Origin of the sequence: Candidatus Culexarchaeum yellowstonense, from assembly GCF_024707025.1 — an archaeon.
Lineage (GTDB): Archaea > Thermoproteota > Methanomethylicia > Culexarchaeales > Culexarchaeaceae > Culexarchaeum.
In genome coordinates this window covers 1-2536 of record NZ_JANGFQ010000232.1, presented here as the reverse complement: position 1 = coordinate 2536, position 2536 = coordinate 1, and the positions used below count along the sequence as shown (strand labels likewise).

At 36.1% G+C, this 2536-nt stretch carries 4 protein-coding genes; all 4 read right to left on the bottom strand.

Annotated features, from left to right (window positions below):
• Positions 1-213: 213 nt before the first annotated feature.
• Positions 214-618 (bottom strand): hypothetical protein, encoded by a 405-nt coding sequence (locus MRT15_RS11830; RefSeq protein WP_304330475.1) that lies wholly within the window; start codon positions 616-618, stop codon positions 214-216.
• A 102-nt stretch (positions 619-720) separates the two neighbouring features.
• Entirely contained in the window at positions 721-1080 is a 360-nt protein-coding gene (locus tag MRT15_RS11825; RefSeq protein ID WP_304330473.1) for an Mth938-like domain-containing protein, read from the bottom strand.
• Between the two features lie 210 nt (positions 1081-1290).
• A complete protein-coding gene (locus tag MRT15_RS11820; RefSeq protein WP_304330471.1) occupies positions 1291-1977 on the bottom strand; it encodes a hypothetical protein in 687 nt (228 codons plus the stop codon).
• Between the two features lie 121 nt (positions 1978-2098).
• The coding region (locus MRT15_RS11815) for a hypothetical protein (RefSeq protein WP_304330469.1) at positions 2099-2536 on the bottom strand (438 nt) is incomplete at its 5' end.

The following is a 2536-nucleotide window of genomic DNA, read 5'->3' as shown; positions in this document are numbered from 1 at the left end:
TGGATTCTTCATGGTGATGCCCATAGCATGGATAATTACCTCCATAGCCTTCTTCAAACTGAAAAGTGTTAAAGTGAAATGAAATCACCTTTAAACGAACAGCAAAATGCATATCAATTCACTTAACTTATTCACGAATAAAAATAGCTTTAATTATGTAGACCATATTAATATGGAAACAGTTATACTTAAAGTATCCGTTAACCATTAATCTCAAATTATGAAACTTCCTCTCTGAATTATCCTTCCATCCTTCAAATTGAGTTCAAGCCCCCAAGTTTCTAGAGTTGGTGCTCCAATTATCAAATCTGGTAGTAATCTCCTTTCACCCTCCAAAACAACTTCTTTAACCATATCCTTAGTCAAATAAATCCTATCTTCAATCAAGTATCCATCGATTAGTATTTGTGAATCCACATAACCATCAATCAATATCTTTTGCCCATTTAAAAGGGAAGCCTCCCTAGGCTTACTTAAAAATTTAAATTTAACATCGCCGAAAAGTTCCTTCAACCTCCCATACCCCATGATTGTGAAATTCGAGCCGGAATCAAATAATGCTAAAAGCCTGGAAATCTTTCCATCAATATTCACTTCCACATATTTCAAAATTAGCATCTCAACCACTAAAATATTTGATTAAACTCTCCATTTTAAACCTTCACAATAGATAGATATATGGAAAGTTTTCGTAAGCCATTTACCCCCATTATATGGGTTTCAGCATGTTAAGTGGAAAGCGCCAACAACCCGTTTACCATTCCTCAAAAGTTCATTGAAGGTTTTATAAGCTTCACTTGTAGGTTGAGTTATAAGCTTTACCCCTCTTTCCCTCAAAGCTTTTTCAACTTCTGGCAGAACTTTTACAAGCCCAGAATAGCCTGTACCAATAACCAACACTTCTGGAAGGGGAGTCCTATTGAAAACCTCTTTTAAATCTTCCACGCAGACTTCATGACCTTTCCTCCTCCACCATCCACTTAGAACAGTTTCAGGGAAAACTATGAGGTCACTCGTATAACGTTTACCATTTACAACCATAACTCCAAAATCATAGAATTCAATAAACCCATCTTTCACAAGAATCCTAGTTTAAAGTGGAATATTAAAGCCTAACGCTTAAATGTTGTTTAGATAAGGCTTATCCTCAAATCATCATTGATGTTGACGGTATATGCTCAAAACTTCCCCCATCACCTTCAATGTATATTCTATAACTTTCCATGATGTTCAATCCCATAATTGCATTTGCAACTAAATCTTCAACAACTCAATAAAATGAGGGGGTTTTCATGAGTGAATCTTCCTAGGTGTAATATCCCCCTTCCAATTTAAAATCCATATCCCATACTCCTTTGCAAGATCTATTGCTTCTGGAGTTGCATAATCAGTATATATTACCTTTATAATTTTGGGCTTGATCAATTCAGGCTTCGCTTCCCTTAAGAACTTTATCTTCCCCTCCAATTCTTCCACCAATCTTCTCCCAAGCCTAACAGTTGCTTCACCTATCACGCAAATGTCAGCTGATGAACCATAAATGTTTATCTCCTTATCATCAACAAAGATTCTGCCAAGCTTTATATCCAATCCCAATTCATCCTTCAACCTCCTCCCCACCACATCAAGACTCTCCTCTTCAATGGTGATTGTTAATCTATCTATAGTTGCTACAAGTCTAGCTTGAGTTACCTTTAAGCCTCTAACTTCCTCCCAAAGTCTATTCTGATTTTCCCAAAGCTTATTTTGATTCTCCCAAAGTCTTTTCTGATCTTCCCTTAGCAACCTAATTTCTTCCCACAATTTCTCAATATTCTCCCATATCCTTTTCTGTCCCTCCCAAAGTTTATTCTGCCCCTCCTCCAACCTATCAAGCCTCTTCAAAATTTCAGATAAACCCAAATAGCCAGCAACAGCATACCTAAACTCCAAATCCCTATCCAAAAGTTTAAGGAACTCTTCCTTCAACTTATCCATTCATGAATCCCAAAATATTAGGGGTGAAATTCAGATATATAAGCATGCTTTAAGTGTAGTTCCAGCCACTTTTAATCGTATTTAAAGCGCTCTGTAATTAGATCTCCTCATCATAATATGATTATTCCTTCAATAGTTTGTAGTAATCAACGAGAAATAGATCAATTATTGCACATATGGTAAACCAACCAATTATCACAAGGCTTCCGAGAAAGCTTCTGAAATCTAAGGGTAGAATATGGAAGATTATGCTTGCTAGAAATAATCCGCTTGCCAGATTTAGTAAACCCCACGCCCATGGAACTTCAGACCTCAATCCTTTGAGATACATAAAGCCAATACTCAATATCCATAAGCAATCTAGAAGGCATAGAGCCATTAAAAGAATCAAAAATTTCAAAATATTTTCATAGCAATAGCATCCTAAAAGTATGAGAATTAAGGATTCAATGAAAATCATTGTGAAATCGAATAGCCAAATATATGAAGAAACATTAGCTTTCTCCAACCTCCTTATGTGGAGGAGGTTTCCAATAGTGAACCTCAATAACGTGACGAA

Excerpts from the sequence above, each read along its gene's own strand:
- MRT15_RS11820 (WP_304330471.1), bottom strand. The coding sequence starts at position 1,977 with ATGGATAAGTTGAAGGAAGAGTTCCTTAAACTTTTGGATAGGGATTTG.
- MRT15_RS11830 (WP_304330475.1), bottom strand. The coding sequence starts at position 618 with ATGCTAATTTTGAAATATGTGGAAGTGAATATTGATGGAAAGATTTCC.